At 46.9% G+C, this 21,065-nt stretch carries 12 protein-coding genes; 8 read left to right on the top strand and 4 right to left on the bottom strand.

All coding sequences use genetic code 11. The features are described from left to right. Positions 1-515: 515 nt before the first annotated feature. A complete protein-coding gene (locus L3C95_RS32430) occupies positions 516-944 on the bottom strand; it encodes a thioesterase family protein (RefSeq protein WP_149696394.1) in 429 nt (142 codons plus the stop codon). A gap of 301 nt (positions 945-1,245) precedes the next feature. Beyond that, positions 1,246-2,613 carry a porin gene (locus tag L3C95_RS32425; protein ID WP_236394546.1) on the bottom strand — a complete coding sequence of 456 codons (1,368 nt, stop codon included), beginning with the start codon at positions 2,611-2,613 and terminating at the stop codon, positions 1,246-1,248. Between the two features lie 408 nt (positions 2,614-3,021). Between L3C95_RS32425 and L3C95_RS32420 the strand changes: the two genes are divergently transcribed. Further along, positions 3,022-3,645 carry an HAD family hydrolase gene (locus L3C95_RS32420; RefSeq protein WP_236394548.1) on the top strand — a complete coding sequence of 208 codons (624 nt, stop codon included), beginning with the start codon at positions 3,022-3,024 and terminating at the stop codon, positions 3,643-3,645. Positions 3,646-3,844: 199 nt separating this feature from the next. On the opposite strand, the gene L3C95_RS32415 is transcribed toward L3C95_RS32420, so the two are convergent. Then, positions 3,845-4,990: an acyltransferase family protein gene (locus tag L3C95_RS32415; protein WP_236394550.1), complete on the bottom strand. Its 1,146-nt coding sequence runs from the start codon at positions 4,988-4,990 to the stop codon at positions 3,845-3,847. A gap of 395 nt (positions 4,991-5,385) precedes the next feature. Between L3C95_RS32415 and L3C95_RS32410 the strand changes: the two genes are divergently transcribed. Beyond that, positions 5,386-5,886: a hypothetical protein gene (locus L3C95_RS32410; RefSeq protein ID WP_236394552.1), complete on the top strand. Its 501-nt coding sequence runs from the start codon at positions 5,386-5,388 to the stop codon at positions 5,884-5,886. Positions 5,887-6,389: 503 nt separating this feature from the next. On the opposite strand, the gene L3C95_RS32405 is transcribed toward L3C95_RS32410, so the two are convergent. Further along, complete coding sequence (locus L3C95_RS32405; protein ID WP_236394554.1) at positions 6,390-7,295, bottom strand: AraC family transcriptional regulator; 906 nt, start codon at positions 7,293-7,295, stop codon at positions 6,390-6,392. A gap of 205 nt (positions 7,296-7,500) precedes the next feature. Between L3C95_RS32405 and L3C95_RS32400 the strand changes: the two genes are divergently transcribed. Genes L3C95_RS32400 through L3C95_RS32375 form a run of 6 tightly spaced genes read left to right on the top strand, consistent with a single transcriptional unit; the run spans position 7,501 to position 19,986 of the window. After that, positions 7,501-10,512 carry a SusC/RagA family TonB-linked outer membrane protein gene (locus L3C95_RS32400; protein WP_236394555.1) on the top strand — a complete coding sequence of 1,004 codons (3,012 nt, stop codon included), beginning with the start codon at positions 7,501-7,503 and terminating at the stop codon, positions 10,510-10,512. 19 nt (positions 10,513-10,531) lie between these two features. After that, positions 10,532-12,037 (top strand): RagB/SusD family nutrient uptake outer membrane protein, encoded by a 1,506-nt coding sequence (locus L3C95_RS32395; protein WP_236394557.1) that lies wholly within the window; start codon positions 10,532-10,534, stop codon positions 12,035-12,037. A gap of 3 nt (positions 12,038-12,040) precedes the next feature. After that, positions 12,041-14,227, top strand: a complete 2,187-nt coding sequence (locus L3C95_RS32390) for an alpha-galactosidase (RefSeq protein ID WP_236394559.1) — start codon at positions 12,041-12,043, stop codon at positions 14,225-14,227. Positions 14,228-14,278: 51 nt separating this feature from the next. Then, the gene (locus L3C95_RS32385) at positions 14,279-17,581 is read left to right on the top strand and encodes a DUF5107 domain-containing protein (RefSeq protein ID WP_236394561.1); all 3,303 of its coding nucleotides are present in this window, start codon (positions 14,279-14,281) and stop codon (positions 17,579-17,581) included. Then, positions 17,575-18,633 (top strand): aldose epimerase family protein, encoded by a 1,059-nt coding sequence (locus L3C95_RS32380; RefSeq protein WP_236394563.1) that lies wholly within the window; start codon positions 17,575-17,577, stop codon positions 18,631-18,633. Before L3C95_RS32385 ends, L3C95_RS32380 begins: the two co-directional genes overlap by 7 nt. 24 nt (positions 18,634-18,657) lie before the next feature. Then, positions 18,658-19,986: a sugar porter family MFS transporter gene (locus L3C95_RS32375; RefSeq protein ID WP_236394566.1), complete on the top strand. Its 1,329-nt coding sequence runs from the start codon at positions 18,658-18,660 to the stop codon at positions 19,984-19,986. Positions 19,987-21,065: the final 1,079 nt, after the last annotated feature.

Below are 21,065 nucleotides of genomic sequence, written 5' to 3'. Positions count from 1 at the left end.
TAGGTATTTTGTAACGTTCTGACAAATGATATTTTGCCCCGGAAAACAGCGCTAACATAGGTACGGGACGTAGATATCTAACTATAGGGACATGTTCTTAAGCCCTTGTTCTCACAAGAGAAATAACATTCCTGTAATGGTTTTAAAAACTTTTAATGGAAAACGCTGATGACTAAGTTCCTGCCAAAGTACAAGCCGGTCAACAAATCAGCCGGGTTACAGCTTACATCCGGAAATTCTACATAGGTATTGGATTCTTTAACGTTATATTATCCCCATACAGCACAAAATAACAAATGGCCAACAAAAATATTCAGGTCGGTAAACAACTGCTATTTACTATCTGCGAACTAGATTCAACTACGAACAAAACAAAAGTAATACATAAATATATATTTCAAAGTTTTCATTAAAAATAAATTTATAATACCTGTTTACGTCACTGCTTTGTCCAAAAACAAAAACTCCCGGACAGCTTTCACCATCCGGGAGACGAATATAAAACTAAACAACTTTTACTTTAACGTCGCAACATCCAGTTTTGGTGCGTCTACCAGTTTATCTGTCATTCCTGTCGGCAGATAAGGTCTGCCTCCGGTTGCGGCTACACAGGTACCGGTGAACACTGCTGTGGTCATTACCTTACCATTCAGGATGATAGATTGCTTAAAATGCAGTCTTGGCTGACCACCCGCATCTGCAAACAACTCGCAGGTCACAGTAAATTCATCATCTTTCTTCAGTGAACGCAGGAACTTAATCGTGTACTGAGACAATACCATATGAATACCCTTGGCCGCTTCCTCTGCGAAGTCAAACCCCAACACTTCCCTGATATAGTCATGACGGCAATATTCCATATAGAAAGGGTAATATAACCCATCCATGATACCCTGTACGTCGATATGTTCTTCCTTTACCTTATAGATTTTTGAATATTCCATGTGACCTTTGGTTTTATGCCGGCAAAGATAAGTCTTGGCCGGCTCATTTCTTGCATCGGCGTATCCCCTATAGTGGGGATATATTGCATAATACAACTGATCAGCTTTAACAGATAATCAGCAACTTAGTGTACTCTCAAAAATTTATTACAGGTTAAAAAGGCGTGTCCCCTCTGCTACAGGTCCACCTCACTTCCACCACAAGAGCTGCGGTATAGCAGGCATACGCCTACCTAAGCTTGTACAAAGCACAAAGCCCTCCCGAAAAGGGAGCGCTTTATGTCGCCAATGGTTAAAATTATTACAATCTGAATAATGCAGCGAGTATAAACCTCGTTTCAGATTTCACCAGGTCAGGACGCCAGTTAGGATCCAGCGGCGTAGTAGAATAACCGGTCTGGGAAGTCACCCCACCTTCTCCGGCAAAATAAGGCACATCGGAATGCCTGTTCACCAGTTCAAACCGGAAGGTGATACTCTGGTTAGGCATATAATCGAAGTTGGTAGACATATCCCAGCCCTTGAATTTATCGCCTGGGCTAGCACTGAACGGGAAGGCGCCCTCTGTTTTGGTAGGGTCCAGCGGATTAGGTAAAGGGCTGGCCTGACCTGTTGGATAAAGCACTAAATATCTACCCGGGTTAGTCATCACACCACCACCTACAGTCCATGCAAATTTGTTCTGGTTGAACCAAACGCGGTTGTAGAACATGCCGCTCAGGAAATACTGTGCAGGGCCGTTTTTGTCACTGTCTTTAAATCCGTTCACACCACCGCCTTTCTCAAAGCCGACGTCTCCTGTCAGAGAGAAGGCCATCCTGCTGATACCCTTTGACTTAGGCCTATTATAATATCTTACCAGCAGGCTATTATCTGAGTGAAACCGTTTCCTTTCAGGTATACCTGCAGCGTCGGTGCCATAATAGTCGTTCGTCAGCACTTTCAGGTTACTGTTGTCGGACATGTAGGTAAAGTTGAAGCCGAATCCAGGCATTTTGTTGAACTTACCATAGCTCTGCCAGCCGTTGATGATCCAGGGTTCGATCTTTATGTTTTTTGTAGGGTAGATCTGGATACGTAATCCATTAAAGAACCACGGCGTATTGTCTGAGGTAAACGAAGCCTGGTATTCCCAATTCTCCGGCTGATAGTAGGAATTCAGACCTATATAACTCATAAACATACCTGCATCAATGTTAATGCCATACCATTTATTAATATGATATCCGGCATAAGCCTCACTTAAATAACGGTATACATTAGCTAACTGATACTGTCCGCGATAAGGGCTGTAATCATTACGTGGCACGACAATAGAACGCGTACCAAATTGGGTCATAACTCTGGCCCTGGCCCCTTTATAATAGAAATCACCTCCAAAGTGCAGGGCAGACAGTTGCACTTCATTGTTACGGGCGAGTGCAGTAGAGCCTACCACCGTATTGTCATTCGGTTTATTGAACGAGTGTGTATAGTTGATATCCATCATGATACTTGGTGTGAAGAACTTCATGTTCTGAAATGCCGGGTTCTCCCTTCTGTCGTTACCATTTTGCCAGGTCTGATCAATGCCGTCAAATGGTACCTTTTCGGTCGTTGCTGTAGTGTCCTGTGCAATTGTGCAAATAGTCTTTGATGCTAATGCAAGTACTAGAAATGCTTTTTTCATTTGTTTGTGTTGTTTTGTTCCGTACCAGACAAGTTGCCTGATAGTGTTGTCCCGTATGCCAAAGCATGTACCATTCAGCGCGATGACGTACAGGAGAAACAACAGAACACAATACCACATTGTACCTTAGGAGGAATGGCTGAATATGCCAATTGAAAAACGCACATAGAAAACCTTCTCATGTTGAGAAAGTTTTATCAGAATGGCAGATCTGCGCTCCGGCCCTTTCCTACCTCCATCTTCCCCTGGTACCCCCGTTGTACATTCATGGGTTACTGTTGTTCTTTTTCAGTATTCTCAAATCATTTAATAATTTTTTTATTACTTTCCTGCTTTAATCGCCCTGAAAAGGACAACAGATTAAATGATTTTACCATTAAACACAGTACATCATATATTTTTAGCACTATGCAACAGCATCCAACTATTACGACATTATTCCTGGACATAGGCGGTGTATTACTAAGCAATGGCTGGGACCGAGCTGCAAGAAGACAGGCCGCCGCAAAATTCTCATTAGACCTTCCTGAACTGGAAGAACGTCACCACCTTACATTTGACACTTATGAGGAGGGCAAACTGACATTGGACGAATACCTGCACAGAACAGTATTTTATGAACCAAGGCCTTTTACAGAGGAAGAGTTCCGCGCGTTCATGTTTGCTGTCACCACGCCTATTCCCGAAATGATAGACCTGGTGTGCAAGATCAAGGCGAAATATGGCATTAAGATCGCCATTGTCAATAATGAAGGCAGGGAATTGAATGAATACCGTATACGGCATTTTGGTATCAATAAGTTTGTAGATTTTTTCATTTCATCCTGTTTCGTGCATTTCAGAAAACCAGATGCCGACATCTGGCGTATTGCACTGGATATTGCGCTGGTTAAGCCGGAGGAGGTGTTATATATCGATGACAGGGCCATGTTTGTATCTGTTGCGGAAGGTCTGGGCATCAATGGTCTTCAGCACAAGACATACGAAGCAACAAAAGAAAACCTCGCCAAATATGGCTTTGTGGTAGATTGATATTGTTTTAGTATCCACGCGGAATAATAAAACCCGTTTTTATAACATTATCGCTACTGAATAAATGTTATAAAAACGGGTTTCCTCTAATATTTACCTTCGCTATGCGCTGTTACGAATGCGCCTTCGAAGTCTACCTTCATCATGCCCTTGTCTGGTATTGTTGCTCACCGAAACGCACCTTCGAAGTCTACTCTCACTATGCCCTTGTCTGGTAATGCTGCTGCCCGAAACGCTCCTTTGAAGGCATCCTCCTCTTCAGTATCTCTTTGACATACTTCGTTCTCTTTTCAAAGACAAGATAAATCAGGTAGGCACTAACAAGAGAAATAGCAATAGCAACCAGGTAATAACCGAGTGACACTGCATTTATGGATTGACTTTTGGGAAATCCGAAGTGTACTAAAACATATACTATTGGCAGATGTGTGAGGTATAAGGTATATGAAAAATCTGCCAGCCAGGTTCCGAACTTATTTAATGATCTGCCCAGAACACCTTTCGGCTTACGATGTATCACCTGCTGTACAATCGCACACATGGACACTGCCAGAAATAACTCGCAAATGGTCTTTATATTATCAACACCATGCAGTTTAAAAGTACGGCTCTCTCTGCCAAAGAACTGAAGCGCCATCATAGAAGCTACAAGCGCCACTATACCGCCCAATAACACGAAATTATTCTTCTTTACATGAAAGAAGGACATCGCCCCCAGTAACCAGATAAAAAGATAGGTGGCCTTCAGGCTGTTTGAAAATATCATGAAATTAATGAACAGAAGCGCGATGCCGATGTACCGGTAGGTGTTTTTTGTAGTCGTCAACCACCAGGCCGCTCCTCCCATTAAAACGTAAAACCAGACCTCATATGCCAACGACCATAATGGTCCGCTGACCCAGGGTACCAATATTCCCTGCAAGGAGAGTATATTTCCCAAATAATCTATAACGCTATACTGCTGCCCAATAATGGTATTGCATATAAGAATTAATATCAGGGCTGAAAGCAAGGGCAGCATGATGCGCACCGTTCGGTCAAGCGCATACGATCTAAGGTCAAAAGTTCCTGCTTTCAGTCGCTGAATAACTTTTCCGCCCACAAGAAAACCGCTGAGCACAAAGAAAAGCAGCACAGCTTCGTGCGATACACGGGTAAGAAAGAAAAATATTGAATTCTGGATGGTCTTGTCTTCCGGAGGCAACAAACCATACTCAACAAATAACATTGTACGACAGTGGGTGGTAACAACGACCAGGGCTGCTAGCCCTCTAAACAGATCTAACCAATAAAAATGCTCTGCATTTTTATTCTCGAACGTAACATGATTTTCTGAGGTTCGCATAAATACTAGTTTTTCATATTTCAGTGGACTGGTATGGCCTGACAATATAGCCATTCAAATATTGCTCGGTTTGCTACAGAAGCTCTTCCTTTGGGATTGTCGCGAATGTATGTAAATCTCACTTTCCTGCAAAAGTTTTTTATTGCAATCGAAATTCAAGCAACGGCTATCGATATATTTTTCGCCTTAATGTTCACAAATTATTTTGAACTAAAAAAACATGTATATTCGTAATCTCAAAACTACACTTACGCTTGTCGTAGCAGTGAATGTAAAAGTTCACCCTGTTTAATTGTTTGTTATTCCTGTTCTCTAAAATTTATTGTTCATTTTTTAAAAGTCCTGATTACGGATCAAGGGGATAATAGTACTATCATTCCTTTACTGCACCTGCTATGCAATCTGTTAACCAGTATTTAATTCATATGCTGTTAAAAGTTTATGTTGACACTTCTGTCATTGGGGGGTGTTTCGATCGAAAATTTAAAAAGGATAGTCTCGCATTGTTTGAGGATTTCAAGGCCGGCAGGAAGATGATGATTTATTCGGACCTTGTGTGTAATGAAATTGAGCAAGGACGAGATCCGCGGAAACCTCTATTACACAAATTCCTCGACGTACCGGAAGACTACAAGTTCGGATACAAACAGAACGAGGAAGTAAAGTTGCTGGCAGAAAAATATTTACAGAAGAAAATATTAACCGGGAAGAGTTTCAAAGACGCAGTTCACGTTGCCATTGGCACCATCTTCGAAGTTGATGTAATTGCAAGCTGGAACTTCCGGCATATCGTTCATAAGCGGAAGATCAAGCTATACAATGAAACAAATATTGAGTTCGGCTACAAACCTATTGCAATTAAAACACCAGAATACATACTAAAGTCAAAACAATGATTAGAAAGATTAAAGGTTCTAAAACGCTTAGATGGCTACATGCGTATAGCTATCAATTTTACTTGAAATACTACAACAACTGGGATGCCCTCCAAAAAGACCTTGATGAATCATGGCAGCGTCACCTTGAACGATGTCCCAATGCACGGACAATATCGTCACGAGAAGAAATGCTTCAACTAAAAGCTGAGGGTAAATTGTAAATTCAAAGGATTATGAGAAAAATCAAATACTCCAAAGCACCTGGGAAGCTGCACGCGGATAGTTACCAATTTTACCTGAAATACTATAATGACCGCGAGGCGCTCAAGGAGACATAAAGAAGTCAGCAGGACGATATGCCGAACAATTTCCCAATGTTCGTACAATATCATCCCGCGAAGAAATGCTTCAATTAGAAAAGGAAGGTAAGCTATAACTCAACCAATGATCCAATCGCAAAGAGAAGGCAGGTGATAAACACTTCCCATGACCGGCTGCACTACCAGCCGGTCACTCTCTTCCTACTGATCCACCGCCTTATTCCGGTTCCTGTACTCCGACGGCGACATTCCCATCAGCTTGGAAAACATCCTTGAAAAATAATACTGATCCTCCACCCCCAGCCTGTTCGCCACCTCTTTTACCGTAGCATTCGAGAACATCAGATACTGACACGCTTTCTGGATCTTCAGATGGTTGAAATACTCTATCGGCGAATACCCCGTCTTTTCACGAAACACCGCTGAGAAATGAGAAACCGACAATCCTGCATAGCTGGACAATTCCTGCAAAGTGAGCACCTGCGCCAGCCGCTCCTGCATCATAGTTATCGTATGTGCAATGACATCGTTAGCCTCCTCATGCCCCGCATGATTAAACTTCTCCTCATACAATAACGAAGAAAGAAAATGATTAAAGATCATGTTCACATAACGGAGATTGTCCCCGCTATATCCCTTCTGGAGATTTAAACAGATTTCCTCAAACAAGCGAATACGGGTCTCATTGTAGGTAAGATGCAGCTTATAATTTTTCGCCCGTTGAAGGATCAGCTCTACTATAAAAGCCGAAATATCCCCTTTAAAATGTATCCAGTAAATTGTCCATGGGTCGTTCTCCTCCGACATATATTTATGTGGCGTACCGGAAGGAATGATGATCAACTGGGACGGCAGCACATCAATCCGCTTTTTGTCTATCTCTATCCATCCCCGTCCCTCTATACAATAGATAATAATATGCTGCCCCGCTCCCACCGCCCGCTTAATATAGTGATAACGCGCTCTCGGATAATACCCTATATCCGTAATGTACAGCTGCCGGGTTATTGGGTCCTTCGTCAGGAAATCTGCCGAGATCTTTTTGGGCACCACTATCAGCTGTTGCCCCTCAAACCCCTCCCGCTTTTTAAGTACTTTTTCTTTCATATTCGTAGAATATGGAACCAAGATACAAAAACCAGAAAATAATCCATTATTTTCATAAGAAACCCTATTTCCGCCCTTACAGTGAAACCCGAAATTTGAGCCGTAAACAAAAACACAATTCCACATCATCGGCAAACCAACAACTGACAATCAATACGGGTACTTAGTAATCAATCAGCATTTCAAACACTGGCAAATTCATGTTATGAAAAGAATTTTATCCCTGTTCATCCTGCTGTTATCTTTAAACACATGGATATCAGCGCAAGACAAGGCACCAGGGGGCAAGGTGCTCGATGCAGCTTCCGGTAAACCGCTGCCATTCGTCACCATCACCAACACCACCAACAAAGGAGCTTCCATAAAGGGGGATGCCGACGGACAGTTTCCCCTGCCTGCAGCAAAAGCCGTCCTGACCTTCCGGTTCGTCGGCTATAAATCCCAGACCGTCACCTTCAATCCGGGACAGGCTTCCCTTGTCATCAGAATGGAAACAGAGGTTTCCGGACTCGATGAGGTCGTGGTGATCGGTTACGGTCAGCAGAAAAAGAAAGATATCACCAGCGCCGTATCCAGTGTGTCCGGCAAAGAGATCTCTGAACTGCCCGCTACCTCTATCAACAGCGCCCTGCAAGCCAGGGTGCCGGGTGTGCAGATCAGCAGCGCAGGCTATCAGCCCGGCGCCGGTACGAACATCCGGATCAGGGGTATCAACTCTATCACGCAGGGCGATGGCCCTATTTATGTGGTAGATGGCGTCATCCTGACGGGTGATATCAGGGAGATCAACCCATATGACATTGAATCCATCGACGTGCTGAAAGACGCCTCTGCGGCTGCTATATATGGCGCCCGTGCGGCCGCCGGTGTAGTGATCATCACTACAAAGAAGGCTAAAACGGGCCGTGCCTCCGTCGACTACAACGGCTACTACGGTATACAAAAGATCGTTAAGACCTACGATTTCATAGACGGCGCCCAGTACGGCTACCTCCGCCGCCTGGCATGGTATGATGAAAGTGCCACCGGCTGGCCGATGAACGATCCGGAGACAGACAGGAAGATCTTCAGCGCCGTAGAGCTGAAAAGCCTGGCGGAAGGTAAGACCTACGACTGGCCCGGCGCTATCACACAGGTGGCCCAACAACAAAGCCATACACTGAGCATCTCCAATGGTATCGGCAAAAACAAAGTGTACCTGAGTGGTAACTATCTCAACCAGGACGGTATCATCAAAGGCTCCAACATGAAACGCTATGCCCTGAAAGCAAACCTGGAAACAGCCGTAACAGATAAACTGACCGTCGGTCTGAATACGAACTATTCACACATTCAGACCAGTATCGTTAGCAATGAGGCCTACTATGCCGCCGTGACCATGAGCCCTCTGCGGCCCATTTACGACTCCACCGGCAAGCCAACCATAGAAATAGATCCAAGCACTGGTAACCTCACCAGCAATAATCCGCTCTCCCTTGCACTGGACGCTACTAATCGCCGTATAGACGACAGGCTGATAGGTAATATGTACCTGGACTACAAACTACTGCCCGGACTGAGCTTCCGTTCCAACGTAGGCGCAGACATCTATAAGAACCAGCAGTTCGAATACTATCCCAGGAACACCAGCGCCGGATACCTGCAGAAAGGTGTTGCCAAAGTACAGAACTTCGGTTACCGCGACTGGTTATGGGAAAATACTATGACCTACGACTATAACCCTTCTGAGGAACATTCCCTCAATCTCCTCTCCGGCTTTACCTTCCAGAAAAGAAGACAGGAATGGAACTTCGAACAGGCATCCGGTTTCCCGACAGATGCACTGACCTATAAAAATATGAACCTGGCCACCAGGAGGGATTACATCTCAAGCGACTACTTCAACTGGGCTACCAGCTCACTGCTGGGCAGGGCTATCTATAAATACAAACAACGTTACATCCTCAACTTTACTGCCCGTTACGATGGTTCCTCCCGCTTCGGTGCAGCAAACCGTTACGGTTTCTTCCCCTCCATCAGCGGTGCATGGCGCCTCATCGACGAGCCATTCCTTGGCGTAAAGTTCAAGTCACGCGTGAGCGATGCCAAGATCAGGGTCAGCTATGGCATCATCGGTAACCAGGACGTGTCTTACGATAAGATCTTCTCTCAGATGAATGCCGCCACTTATCCGCTTAATGGCAGTACACAATCCAGCGGCTACCAGTTAGGTGGTAATAAAGGTAACAGCGCCCTGAAATGGGAAAGCCAGCATCAGTTCAACACCGGCTTTGACCTCGCCCTGCTGAACAACAGGATACAAATGACGTTCGACTTCTATAATAAGGATATCAAAAACCTGCTGTTACAAAACACACTGGCGCCATCACAGGGCTTCGATGCTACGATGATCAATGTGGCGTCTATGAACACAAGAGGTATCGATATCGGACTGAAACTATACCCGGTTAAAATGCCGAACTTCGACTGGCAGATAGATCTTAACTGGTCGAAATACAAATCTAAAGTAACTGCACTGTTGCCTGGCAGAGACTCACTCAGCCCCTATCTGAAAGTGGGCGAGGCGCCCAACAGCCTGATCGTCGATTACGTATTTGATGGTATCTACAATAAAGGCGATGACTTTAAGCTTAATCCTACCGGCAGACCAGGAGACGTACGTATCAAAGACCTGAACAACGATGGCATCATCAATCAATACGACAGAGCAATTGTAGGCCGTACCACACCTAAAGCCTGGGGTGGTATCTGGAACTACTTCCGCTACAAACGCGTGTCCATGACTGTATTTGCAAGCTATATGTATGGTCATGACATCTACAACAAGGCATACATGGACTATGTCTACTCCGACGGCCGCAAGGTGATCCTGAAAGATGGACTGAACTACTGGACACCGGAAAATACGAATACCAACATTCCACGTCCGAATGCCTTCGGCAGCTCTACAAGAACGCTGCCTCAGGGTTCTTCCAGCTTTGCAGTGCAGAAAGGCGACTTCCTCCGCATCAGGAATATCACACTGGCGTACGACTTCTCACCAACCCTTTTATCTAAGCTCAAAATAAAGTCGCTGAATGTATATGCGCAGGCATTGGAACCATTCCTGTTCACCGGGTACAAAGGCACTGATCCTGAAATAGGCGTGGCACAAGGGGCGTACGATATATATCCCCGCTTCAGGACTTACCTGCTCGGTTTAAAAATGGGTTTATAATTTCCTAAAAATGACACTTATGCAAAAGCATCGCTATATACTGTTCTTTATCTTACTCGCCGGCGTGTTCATTTCCGGCTGTAGTAAACAGCTTGATATTAAACCGGAAGTATTCGTTTCTCCGGAAGAACTATACAAAGACGAAGCCGGCATTACTGCTGGTATTACCGGCATCTACCGCCAGCTGCTGGTGCTAAAAAGATCAGATTATGCTATAGTCGGCATGGTAGGCACCGACGAGGCGAAGATGACCATCTTCGTACCTACCTGGGGCCCTTACTGGCAGGGATTTGCAGCGGTAAACAGTTACTCGCTCCTGCTCACGGCCCAGAACGATGTGGTACAGGGCTTCTGGATCAACTGCTACAAGGGTATTAACAACGCTAACACTGCCATCAAGTATACACAGCCAGCTGCTGTAAATGAAGACTTTAAAGCACGGGCGCTGGGTGAAGCAAAGTTCCTGCGTGCGCTGTTCTACTTCTACCTGGTGCAGTTGTATGATGGCGTACCAATGCCAACAGACGTTGACAATCCCGATGCCGTCAGGGATGGTTATCCGAGAAGCAGTGCTGAAGAAGTATACCAGCTGATAATATCCGATCTGCAATATGCGGCCGAACATCTGAATAATAAAGGGAGCAACGGTCCGGATGCAGGCCGTGCCAGCAAAGAAGCGGCTATCGCTCTGCTGGGTAAAGTATACCTCACCCGCAAGCAGTATGATCTCGCTAAAAGCACCCTGGAACCATTGCTGACTTCTTCCAAAACAAGCCTCATGCCGGCATATGCCGACCTGTTCGTGGAGAAAAATGAAAATAATATCGAGTCCCTGTTCGAAGTACAGTTCTCCAACGAACCGGATAATACCAGCAACATGGCCAACAATACAGGCGCATGGCAGATAGACCAGCCTAACCTGACAGGAGCCGGCGGACATGTTATCATCCCTACCGATTACTTCTTCAACAGTTTCGAAGATGGCGACCTCCGCAAAGATGCCACGTTCCGCACTGTGTTCTACAATTCCAAAGGTGAACTGGTCGACTATTCCTGGTGGGAAGATGTAGGCAAACCACACGTAAAGAAGTTTGACATTACTAACGGTGTATCTATTAGTGGCTCGCTGTCTTCCAGGAATATGTACTACCTCCGCCTCGCCGATGCAATACTGATGTATGCGGAAGCTGTCAATGAACTGAACGACGTGCCCACCGCCCTGGCTAATCTGAATAAGATCAGGCAACGTGCCGGTCTTGGTAAATGGGAAGATGTTCATGGCGGCGTTCCTTCCCAGGACCAGCTGCGTACTGAGATCATGATGGAGCGCATGCATGAACTGGGCTTTGAAGGATGGAGATGGTTCGACCTGAAAAGGACCGGTACATTGCTGAATACCGTCAAGGCCAACAATCCTGACGCAGCGCCTAACATGCAGCCCAAACACCAGCTGTATCCCATTCCTGCAAGAGAATTTGAGAACAATCCGAAACTTACACCTAAAGATCAAAACGAGGGTTATTAATCTATGAGGATCATCCGTAACATATCATTTGCCGGCCTGCTTTGCATGGCATACGGGAACATACTGGCGCAAACTATTGTTTCATCGGCAGACAGTCTGGTGGTGTCCAATGCGGACCTTAAGCTTAGCGTGAATAGTCATACCGGTAGGGTTAACTATCTGTTCAGCAATGGCGTGCGACTCCAGAATACTATTGCTACAATAGAAGAACTGAATATCGGTAAACTCTCCAGTACCGATTTCCCACAGCACAAATACAGTACAGCTCCCATGCAGGATGCCTCCGGCAAAGGTGTTACCATATCGATCATACACAGCGATCCTTCCAGGCCTTTGAAACTGGAACAACATATTACCGTCTACGCGCAATCGTCTCACCTGCTGCTTGATGTACAGGCCACAGGTGACGCGACACTGGAAACGCGTAACATCTCTCCATTAACAATTATCCCGGAACAGCAGGCTTACCTGTTTGTTCCGGGTAATGCACCCCGCATCCTGGACGTCCCCTTCGACAATGACAACTGGGTGCCCGTCATCACCCGGCAATGGCCTTCCGCGTCGGGCATGAGTTATGAGTTCACTTCTATGTACAATCAGCACAACCTTTCCGGACTGGTGACCGGCAGTGTAACGCACGACTTCTGGAAAACCGGCTTCCGCTATGGCGCGGGCAAAGAAACAGGCCGTCTCGATTCTTTTATCGTATACGGAGGCGCCGCTACCGCGGATAATAAATCGCTGCCACCCGCGTACGGCGGACTTGATGGCACCCACGATCATGCACCGCACGGCACTATGAAGGGTACGACTGTTACATCTCCCCTCATCTACCTGGCTGCCGATAAGGATACCCGTAAGGCTTTTACCACCTATGGACAGGTAAACGTACAGCTGGCCGGCAGAAGCGAGTGGAAAGGGAACGCTCCGTTCTACTGGAACAGCTTCGGCGTAGAAGGTGTACTCGGTAATACTAAAGTGATGATGCCTCCGGGCGTGATCAAAACTTCTGACTTCATTGCCACCCTGGACAACTTCAACAAATATGCCCCTCCGGTGCTCAGCGTTGACTCGTACGACCAATCAATATACACAACCTCACTCCTGACGTCTTTGTCAAGATATGGGCAGAAAAAGCGGCAACAAATGGGTTTCTATTTTATTCCCTTTGCCGTATGGACCTGGAAGAACTCCCTGGACAACCCGATAGGCGGTACACAAACGCCCCTCAGCGATGTCGTACTGCGGGATGTGAACAGGCAACCGATTATGTACAAGGAGGGCGACTGGGCCTGTTACCCGATCGACCCTTCCCATCCCGCTACAAGAGCGGCCATCATTCAGCAATTACTAAAGGCAAAGGCTATTCATGCCACCTTTATCAAAATAGATTTTCTCTCTGCCGGAGCGCTGGAATCCAGCACACGGTACAACCACAATACCCGTTCAGGTATGCAGGCATACAGTGAAGGACTGAAGATGCTCCGCTCACTGGTAGACTCCATCATGGGACCCGATATCTTTATCACACAAGCAATCTCTCCCATGTTCCCCCATCAGTATGCGCACACCCGCTTCATCTCCACGGATGTGTACTCTCACCTCCGGGATGATCAACCGGGATTCCCGCATTGGGGCAGTACAGCCGCCTCACTCGCAGCAGGTTCCCATATGTGGTGGATGCAAGGCACATTATGGCCCTTCACCAACCTGGATGTGATCGTGATGAAGAACTTCCAGAATAATCCGGAACTTAATGAACAGGAGATCAAAGTGCGCCTCTATGCCATGATGGTAATGGGCAGCATACTGGGCGACGGCTCCGACTTCCGACAGAAAACCGCAGCGGAAAGAGCGAAAAAGTTCCTCAATCATCCTGCTGTATGCGCGTATTTTAGTCATCCTGTTGCCTTTACACCCGTCAGCATGTCTGACGGCGATACCCAGGACCAGCAGATGACCTTCTTCCGCAAAGGAGACACCACCCTCCTCGCGATGTTCAACTTCATAAAAGATAAACCCTTTGAGGCCAGTTGGCAGACAGCAGATGTGGCAGATAAACAACGCTATGAGATCAGGGATTTTATGACGGATGCCGTACTGGGAGAGGTCAGCAATGGCCAGTCATCCTTTACACTGACAGTACCGGCCAAAGATGCGTTATTAGTTAAACTGGTCCCACGCGATTAAGAACATAAAAGATCTTAGAAGATTAAAAGCATAAAACATAAAAGTGATTATATGGAAGTGACAGTCAGGATAGAACGCGTATCCATACCCACGTACAAGACAGGCACCCCGGAGAAACACCCTATGTTCCTCGAGAAAAGAGTATACCAGGGCAGTAGTGGTGTTGTATACCCTCATCCCGTGATCGAGCAGATCGCTGACGAGAAAACCATGCAGGAATACACTGCTGTATTCCTGGAAAATGATTTCCTGCTGATAATGATCCTGCCGGAACTGGGTGGACGTATACAGCGTGCATACGATAAGATCAGGCAGAGGGACTTTGTGTATTACAACCAGGTCATCAAACCTGCACTCGTGGGACTGGCAGGTCCGTGGATATCTGGCGGCATAGAGTTCAACTGGCCCCAGCACCATCGCCCCAGCACATTTCAACCCGTCGACTTCACCACGGAAGAAAATGCTGATGGCAGTAAAACAGTATGGGTGAATGAAGTAGAAGTGATGTTCCGCACGAAAGGCATGGCCGGCTTCACACTCTATCCCGATAAGGCTTACCTGGAAATAAAAGGGAAGCTCTTCAACCGTACACTCTTCCCGCAGACCTTTCTCTGGTGGGCCAACCCCGCTGTGAAAGTGAATGATCATTACCAGTCTGTCTTCCCACCGGATGTATACGCGGTGTTTGATCATGGTAAACGCGATGTGTCTGACTTCCCGATCGCAACAGGCACCTATTACAAAGTCGATTATTCCCCGGGCACAGACATTTCCCGTTATCATACCATTCCCGTTCCAACATCATACATGGCTATCCGCTCCGAATACGACTTTATGGGTTGTTACGAGCACGACACACAGGCCGGTATGCTGCACGTAGCCGATCATCATGTATCGCCAGGTAAAAAGCAATGGACCTGGGGTAACGGCGATTTCGGCTATGCCTGGGACAGGAACCTGACAGATGAAGATGGTCCTTACATTGAGCTGATGACCGGTATGTTCACCGACAATCAGCCGGACTTCTCCTGGCTGCAGCCTAATGAGGGCAAGACCTTTGAACAGTACTTCATGCCATACGCACAGACCGGAGTAGTTAAAAATGCTACCAAAGAGGCTATGCTGAATATGGAATGGGAAGGGCAACAACTCACCATTAAAGTATACGCAACGGCGCTCTATAAGAATGCCAGCATCTGGCTGCTGAAGAACGGTGAGGAAATAAAGAAGTTCCCGACGTCGCTCTCACCATATGCCCCTTATGCTACTACTTTCGACTGTGGTCCGAATGTTGTGCAGGAGGACTGGAAAGTGATCGTTGCTGATGAAACGGGACATGAACTCGTCTCCTGGCAGCCAGCGCCGCCGGTGGATCATGAAATACCGCCGCCAGCAACAGCAGCACGGCTCCCACAGGATATTGAACAAGTGGAAGAGCTCTATCTGAACGGGCATCATCTGGAACAGTACCGTCATGCAACCTTCAATCCAATAGATTACTATGAAGAAGGCCTGAGGAGAAGCCCTGGCGACATCCGTTGTAATAATGCCATGGGCCTCTTACTACTCCGCCGCGGACAATTTGCCCAGGCAGAACCTTATTTCAGAACGGCGATCAAAACAATGACCAGCCGCAACCCTAATCCATATGATGGCGAAGTATATTATAACCTTGGATGTGCCCTGTTCCTGCAAGGGAAAAAGACAGAAGCATACAATATATTCTTCAAAGCTACCTGGAACGATGCCTGGCAGCATAGCGGGTTCCTGATGCTGGCACGCATCGCTGCGTCAGGCCACAAATGGGATGATGCATTATCCCTCGTTAAAAAATCGCTTGTGCGCAACTACCACAATCATACCGCCCGCCACCTGCAAACAATCATCCTGAGAGAAAAAGGGCTGACGGAGGATTGTATTGCGTTCGCAAAAGCCTCACTGGAAATAGATCCGTTTAACTACGGATGCCTGTTTGAATGGTACCTCGCCACCAACGACAGTAGCGTCCTGGAAAAACTACGCACCTTAATGCGTGGCAGCCTGAATAACTACCTGGAACTCTCGCTCGACTATGCGCATGCCGGTTGTTATGCCACTGCCATCCAGGTACTACAGGCTTATCTCGATGCACATGGCGCCACATCACCTCTGTTATACTACTACATGGGATGGTTTGCTACCTGTAACAACGCATCAGAACAGGCTATCACCTACTACAAATTAGCAGCAACACAGGATGCCGGCTACTGCTTCCCGAATAAAGTGGAAGAAGTGATCATTCTGCAAAGCGCATTGAATGCTAATCCTTCCGATGCGAAAGCAGCTTACTACCTGGGTAATCTCTGGTATGATAAACGTCAATATGCGGAAGCGATCGCCTGCTGGGAGAAGTCGGCCAGTATAGATGATACTTTCGCTATCGTACACAGGAACCTCTCACTCGCGTATTACAACAAACTGCATAAAAAAGCACAGGCAGTGGCGTTCATGGAGAAAGCTTTCGCTCTCGCGCCTGATGATGCCCGCATTCTGATGGAACTAGACCAGCTGTACAAGATCACCGGCAGATCATCGCAGGAAAGGCTGGCACTACTGGAAAACAGTATGCACCTGGTAGAAAGAAGAGATGACCTTTACCTGGAGCGTATCACTTTATACAACAATCTCGGCGAATTTGAACAGGCGCGCCAACTTCTCTCACAAAGACAATTCCATCCATGGGAAGGTGGTGAAGGAAAGGTAGTCGGACAATTCATCCTCTGTCATACCGCCCTGGCAAAACAAGCTATATTACAGGAGGAATTTGAACAGGCTATCACGCTGTTGCAGGCACTCTCGGCTTATCCTGAAAATCTGGGAGAAGGAAAACTCTACGGCGCGCAGGAGAATGACATTAACTATCTGTTGGGTTGCGCTTATGCAGGACTTGGACAGGCAGAGGCTGCGAAAAAGCATTTCCAGGCCGCAACGATAGGCATCAGTGAGCCTGTACAGGCCATCTATTACAACGATCCGCAACCTGATAAGATCGTGTACCAGGCATTGGCCTGGCAACAACTGGGACAACCAGAGAAAGCCAGGCAGATCTTTGAACGCTTCATTCAGTTCGGAAAAGCACATTTCAACGATACTATCCGCATAGATTATTTTGCAGTATCACTGCCGGATATGCTGGTGTTTGACATTGATCTCAACCAACGTAACCGTATACATTGTCTCTACCTGATGGGACTCGGTCACCTGGGTCTTCAGCAGGAGCAGGAAGGACAGCAATACCTGGATGAAGTATTGACACTGGATGTCAATCACCAGGGTGCCACTTTTAACCCATTCACAAAGACGATTCAATGCTAAATGTAAATAGCAGGGCGCTATCCGCAACCCGTATACAGTACGGCGAGTTGCGGGGAGCGCCCCTTTATATGATCACCCTTGAAAATGCCGCGGTTACAGTACAACTGATCAATCTCGGCGCAACCATTACCGCATTATATGCACCCGATAAAGCAGGCATTCAGAAGAATGTAGTGGCTGGCTTTTCAAATCCGCTGGACTACCTGCACAATCCCGCCTATTTCGGCTGCACTGTCGGAAGATACGCAAACCGCATTGCTGGTGGGCGCTTTATCGTGGAAGGAAGGGAATACCAGTTGCCGGTCAATAATGACGGAAACCACCTGCATGGTGGTTTCGAAGGTTTTCATACCCGGATCTGGCAGGTGATACAATCCGGCCAAAGTGACGAAGAAGCCAGTGTCATCATGGAATACGTCAGTGCTGATGGAGAGGAAGGTTACCCGGGCACGCTGACTGCCAGGGTGCAATATGTCCTGGACGACAGGAACCAGTTGCACATCCGTTACACGGCGCATACAGACAAAAGTACGCCCGTCAGCATGACCAATCACTCGTATTTCAATCTTAGCGGCTTTGAACAACCATTGATCACCGAGCACCTGTTGACGATTAACGCGAAGACGTATACAGAAAAGAGCGACCGGAATATCCCTACGGGAAATATCGTGCCGGTAAGCGGCACTCCGCTTGACTTTACACGCGCGACCCGGATTGGCGGGCATATCCATGAGATACCTGCGGACCGGGGTTTTGATCATAACTTCGTATTGCAATCCGCAGATGCGCCGGCAGCAATACTGGAAGATCCTTACAGCGGAAGGACCTTACGGATATTCACCGACCAACCCGGCATACAGGTATATACAGCCAACTACTGGGATGGCAATATCAAAGGGCAACAGGGTAAGCCTTACCTGAAACATGGCGCGGTAGCCCTGGAAACACAGGCCTTTCCGGACAGTCCGAATCATGCACATTTTCCGGACACTATTCTTTCACCCGGTGATATTTATCGCCGGCATACAATTTTTGCATTTGATGTGCAATAAATCATTAAACTTGCTAGTACCGTTATGAAACATTCATCATTTAATGGCGCCTACATACTGGGAATCTCTTTCATCTCCGCATTGGGTGGCTATCTCTTCGGATTTGATTTTGCCGTAATTGCGGGGGCGCTTCCCTTCCTGCAAAAGCAGTTTGGGCTCGACGCCTACTGGGAAGGATTCGCGACCGGCAGTCTTGCCCTGGGAGCTATCATCGGCTGCATCGTTGCTGGCGCCATGGCAGACAAATACGGTCGTAAACGCGGCCTTTTGCTGGCATCTGCTATCTTCGGTATTTCCTCCCTCGCCATGGCAGCCGCTCCTGACAGGAACATCTTCATTGCCTTCAGGTTTGTTGCCGGTATCGGCGTGGGAATGGCCTCTATGCTGTCTCCTATGTACATTGCAGAAGTCGCGCCGGCCCACCTCCGTGGCAGAATGGTCGCCATCAATCAGCTGACGATCGTCACCGGTATTCTTGTCACCAATCTTGTCAACTATACACTTCGCAATCACGGAGAGGATGCCTGGCGCTGGATGTTTGGCCTGGGTGTGATCCCTTCCCTCCTCTTCTTCATTGGTGCGCTATGGCTTCCCGAAAGTCCGAGGTGGCTGGTGAAAGCAGGAAGATCTGATGAAGCATTGACGGTACTCAGCAAAATTGGCGGCAATACTTTTGCCAGTGAGTCATTATCACTAATAGAGGGCTCCCTTGCAGGTGCCGAGCGGATGAATTTCGCTGATATCTTCCGCAAAGCAGTATTACCTGCCGTCGTGATCGGCATTATACTGGCAGTGTTCCAGCAATTCTGCGGTATCAATGTTGTCTTTAACTACACACCAAGAATATTCGAAAGCATCGGCGTATCGCAGGACGGCCAGCTTTTACAAACAGTATTTATCGGTGGTGTCAATCTCATCTTCACCATCCTGGCCATGCTGCTGGTAGATAAGCTCGGACGAAAACCCCTCATGCTGATTGGCGCCGGCGGATTGACCATACTATACATCATCGTGGTACGCATGCTGGCATCAGGCTCTCAGCAGGTATCCTGGTACCTGCTGGCGGCTATCGGTACTTATGCGATGTCATTAGCGCCCGTTACCTGGGTGTTGATTGCGGAGATCTTTCCTAATAAGATCCGTAGTGCAGCAACTTCTTTTGCAGTACTTTGTCTTTGGGCGGCGTATTTTATTCTCGTGTTTACGTTTCCTATTTTATTCGATCGCCTCAAGGATAGCACCTTTTACATTTATGCGGGTATATGCCTGCTTGGGTTTGTGTTTATTTGGAGGAATGTAAGGGAGACGAAGGGGAAGACGCTGGAAGAGCTGGAAGGTGTGATGATGCATTAGCCTTCACTTGCTGTGGTTAAAAGAGTATTGGGCTTTAATATTATCGTCCGTCGTTTTTGCATAACGACGGGCGATTTTTGTTTAGCGTATTGGGTGCCAGACAGTAATAGCAAGTCACCTCATTCTGTTGCGGTTTCGATTGATTGCTTTATGCTTTGGACGCCTTGCAGTAATTGGTAGTCATCTCCGTTGTGGATTGATAGATCAATACGTTGGACGCCTTGTAGTAATTGACAGCTATCTCCGTTGCTGCGGCTTCAATTATCGGATGTATACGTTGGACGCCTTGCAGTAATTGACAGCTATCTCCGTTGCTGCGGTTCCAGATGGGACATCGGGCTGTACCCCTCCTCGAGTCGTGCTATTTAGCTTTGTCAAGCGTATGGGCATTAGGATATCCATTTAACTCCTATCAATCGTATTGACACTCTCGAAGGGCTAAGGCCCGACGTCTCCACCTGGAACCTGGCGACTCCGATGCCCCGACTATAGATTGTCCTCCAATACTAAAGGCGATACATGTTGCCGATTAGAACACTTGCAGACGGATAGCTTTCCATTACTATCTATGATACCTGCTTTGAAGGCTGCTGCAGCTTGTAAGACAGCCTTTCTGACTAGAAAGGTTGGATTGCTTCTCACTGCAGATAAATTTCCAGCCATTACCATTAATTGGGCGGGATGGCAGCCGCAGTTTCACGTAGTAATTACGCTCTGTACATCTCTAACTTTATAGCCCATTTTCTGCACTACGGTGCAACTGATTAAGACTTCATAGCAGTTTTCTCAACGTCGCTACACTAGCAGCAAAAACATAATTGACGGCCAAACACCTAATTGATGACGGCAGTATACAGCGGTATGCAAAGGCATGCAACGGTATACAACGATATACAACGATATACAACGGTACACAACGATATGTAACAATACATAACGTACCTCCCTAACCATTTGACGACAATCTATAGTCGGGGAATCGAAGGCGCCAGGTTTCAGGTGGAGACGTCGGGCCTTATCCCTTGGAGATTGCCGACACGCTTGACAGGGGTTCAATCAACATCCCCAGCCCCCACGCT

This window comes from Chitinophaga filiformis (assembly GCF_021646545.1).
GTDB classification, from domain to species: Bacteria; Bacteroidota; Bacteroidia; order Chitinophagales; family Chitinophagaceae; genus Chitinophaga; species Chitinophaga filiformis_A.
Note: the sequence above shows the minus strand (reverse complement) of the source record. Positions and strands in the feature narration are given on the sequence as shown.

Excerpts from the sequence above, each read along its gene's own strand:
- L3C95_RS32430 (WP_149696394.1), bottom strand. The coding sequence starts at position 944 with ATGGAATATTCAAAAATCTATAAGGTAAAGGAAGAACATATCGACGTA.
- L3C95_RS32425 (WP_236394546.1), bottom strand. The coding sequence starts at position 2,613 with ATGAAAAAAGCATTTCTAGTACTTGCATTAGCATCAAAGACTATTTGC.
- L3C95_RS32420 (WP_236394548.1), top strand. The coding sequence starts at position 3,022 with ATGCAACAGCATCCAACTATTACGACATTATTCCTGGACATAGGCGGT.
- L3C95_RS32415 (WP_236394550.1), bottom strand. The coding sequence starts at position 4,990 with ATGCGAACCTCAGAAAATCATGTTACGTTCGAGAATAAAAATGCAGAG.
- L3C95_RS32410 (WP_236394552.1), top strand. The coding sequence starts at position 5,386 with ATGCAATCTGTTAACCAGTATTTAATTCATATGCTGTTAAAAGTTTAT.
- L3C95_RS32405 (WP_236394554.1), bottom strand. The coding sequence starts at position 7,295 with ATGAAAGAAAAAGTACTTAAAAAGCGGGAGGGGTTTGAGGGGCAACAG.
- L3C95_RS32400 (WP_236394555.1), top strand. The coding sequence starts at position 7,501 with ATGAAAAGAATTTTATCCCTGTTCATCCTGCTGTTATCTTTAAACACA.
- L3C95_RS32395 (WP_236394557.1), top strand. The coding sequence starts at position 10,532 with ATGCAAAAGCATCGCTATATACTGTTCTTTATCTTACTCGCCGGCGTG.
- L3C95_RS32390 (WP_236394559.1), top strand. The coding sequence starts at position 12,041 with ATGAGGATCATCCGTAACATATCATTTGCCGGCCTGCTTTGCATGGCA.
- L3C95_RS32385 (WP_236394561.1), top strand. The coding sequence starts at position 14,279 with ATGGAAGTGACAGTCAGGATAGAACGCGTATCCATACCCACGTACAAG.
- L3C95_RS32380 (WP_236394563.1), top strand. The coding sequence starts at position 17,575 with ATGCTAAATGTAAATAGCAGGGCGCTATCCGCAACCCGTATACAGTAC.
- L3C95_RS32375 (WP_236394566.1), top strand. The coding sequence starts at position 18,658 with ATGAAACATTCATCATTTAATGGCGCCTACATACTGGGAATCTCTTTC.